2 protein-coding genes and 1 pseudogene are annotated in these 2,600 nt (G+C 37.4%); 1 reads left to right on the forward strand and 2 read right to left on the reverse strand.

The genetic code is table 11. From position 1 onward, the window contains the following. Positions 1 to 494: DegT/DnrJ/EryC1/StrS family aminotransferase (locus ABIQ28_RS11995; protein ID WP_348037616.1), on the forward strand; the 494-nt coding region annotated here is incomplete at its 5' end. A 208-nt stretch (positions 495 to 702) separates the two neighbouring features. Here the strand turns inward: ABIQ28_RS11995 and ribB are convergent. Continuing rightward, entirely contained in the window at positions 703 to 1,851 is a 1,149-nt protein-coding gene (ribB, locus tag ABIQ28_RS12000; RefSeq protein ID WP_348037618.1) for a 3,4-dihydroxy-2-butanone-4-phosphate synthase, read from the reverse strand. 30 nt (positions 1,852 to 1,881) lie between these two features. After that, a pseudogene (locus tag ABIQ28_RS12005) lies at positions 1,882 to 2,600 on the reverse strand (YjgP/YjgQ family permease); the annotation flags it as partial.

A 2,600-nucleotide genomic window follows, 5' to 3' on the forward strand; every position in this document is an offset into this window, starting at 1 on the left:
TTAGAATTTCAGAACTGCATGCCGCGGTGGGATTAGCACAGGTACGGCGCTTACCAGATTTTTTGGCCATTCAAAAGAAGAATTTCAATGTACTTAGAAACGCTCTGTCCGTAATTCATGAAGTTACGTTTAGAACCGTTCCTGAAGGCGGAGAAGAAAACTACGGATTTTTAAACTTTTTCCTTCCAGATTTGGAAACTTCCAGAAAAGCTTCCCAAAACTTGAAAGCTGCCGGTGTTGATGGCTGTTTTCACTATTTTGACAATAATTGGCATTATGTCCGAAAGTTGGATCATTTAAAAGATGTAAAGAGCTTATTTCCGATTTCTGCAGAAGTGAAAGCAGGATTAAAATATCTACAAACCAAAACCTTTGAGCAGTCCGATCATTATATCGGACGAAATATCTCGTGCCTGATCAAATTGTCCTGGACAAAAGAAGAAGTCAAAGCACGCGCTTTAAAGATGGTGGAAGCTATCAAGATGAGTTTGTAGTGGATTAAGGTTTTGTTGAAAAATCTATTTTATAATTACGTCCCCATAGTATTAAACATAAAAAAGGATTCAGAACTAACAGGGTTCTGAATCCTTTTTATATTTAGTTAAGATTTGCTACTGTCCTCTACAAACTATTTTCTACCCTCTAAAAGCGGTCTTGATTCTAGCTTCTAAAAGCGAAGCGGTCTTAATTCTATGTCAACAATTAATAACTCACATAATCCACAATCTCCAAACCATAGCCAATAATCCCGACACGTTTGGTGTGTTCGCTATTGGACATCAACAATAATTTGTGAATGTTAAGGTCGTGCAGAATTTGTGCGCCAATACCAAAATCTCTGTTGTCCATAGCAATGCTTGGTGCTTTGATGACATCAGTATGATTCTGTTCTTGTTTTAATGTTTTTAATCTATTAAATAAATCGGTAGATTGATTTTGCTGATTGATAAAAAGGATGGCGCCCTTGCCGTCATCATTGATCAGCTTGAACATATCGTCCAATTTCTTATCGGCGTTATTGGTAAAAGTACCTAGAATATCATTATTAACCAAGGTAGAGTTCACTCTGGTCAAAACAGGCTCATTCGTTTTCCAAGCACCTTTAGTCAGTGCAATATGAACTTGGTCATTAGTGGTTTGTTGATAGGCTCTCAATCTGAATTTGCCAAAACGGGTCACAATTTCGAAATCTTCTTTCTTTTCAATTAAAGAGTCGTGCTGCATTCTATAAGCGACTAAATCTTCTATAGAAACAATTTTCACGTCAAATTTCTTTGCAACCTTCATAAGTTCCGGTAAGCGTGCCATGGTGCCATCATCATTCATGATTTCCACAATCACACCTGCTGGTTGTAAGCCTGCTAAACGTGCAAAATCAATCGCAGCTTCCGTATGTCCTGTTCGTCTTAACACGCCACCTTCTTTAGCAACTAAAGGAAAAATATGTCCAGGTCGTCCTAAATCAAAAGCTTTGGTATCGGGATCAATCAGGGCTTTTACGGTTTTAGCGCGGTCACTAGCTGAAATTCCAGTCGTCACTCCATTCCCACGTAAATCCACCGATACCGTAAAAGCGGTCTCCATCGGATCGGTGTTATTATGCACCATTGGATGTAAGTCCAATTCTTTACAACGTTTTTCGGTAAGTGGCGTGCAAATCAATCCGCGGCCATGGGTGGCCATAAAATTGATCATTTCTGGCGTGACCATTTCTGCGGCAGCTAAAAAATCGCCTTCATTTTCTCTATCGGCATCATCAACAACAATAATTACTTTTCCATTTTTGATATCCTCAATGGCCTCTTCAATAGTATGTAATTTTATGGCTGATGTTATCGTACTTGTTGTCATTTTTGTTGAAATTTTATGCAAAGATATGGCTTATTTTACATTTAGGATACAACTTTTGTCCAAGTCTTCCTTGATTTTGTTCTTAAGTAAAAAATGGGAAACCCCGTAAAAAGGCAAGCCAATAAGCATAAGATACGGGTTCATGGGTTTGGTCTTGAAACTAAGATTTTTGTAGAATTTATTTGCACTCAACCAAGTGACGACATAATAAAGTGCATAAACCAAAAGGGAAATAATGCTTAAGTCGATTGCTGCCGAAGCTATTTCTAAAAACTTGTTATTTTTTAGAATAAAATATAAGATGAGCAAGATGACACCGACATTATAAAAGATATACGCAAATTTTGAATAGTCGATCGCATCATCAGCTTCTTTCTTCGAAGCAATAAAGCTATCAACAATTTGAACCCCTTGTTTTTTAAGGTCTTCAATGGTTTGATTGCGTTTTAGCAATTGATTTAAAGCGAATGGTTTGACACTCTTATCAAAATTAAGCTCTTCATGATTTTTAAGGATATTGATCAGCTTGTCATTATTATAATCATTTAAAAAACTATATTGAATCAATTCACCGTCCACCATGACCGAGTTTTTAGGTCGGAGATTTAGGAATTTCTTGATGGGGTTAAGGTAGCTGTCAAAATCAAAGAGTCCTTTGTCATTGGTAGCGCGGCTTGTGAGATACACGCCTAATGGGAGCATGATCAAGGTAGAAAGCCAAGTGGCTAAAATCGGATTGAAAGAACCAT

The organism is Gelidibacter sp., from assembly GCF_039916245.1.
Classification (GTDB): domain Bacteria; phylum Bacteroidota; class Bacteroidia; order Flavobacteriales; family Flavobacteriaceae; genus Gelidibacter.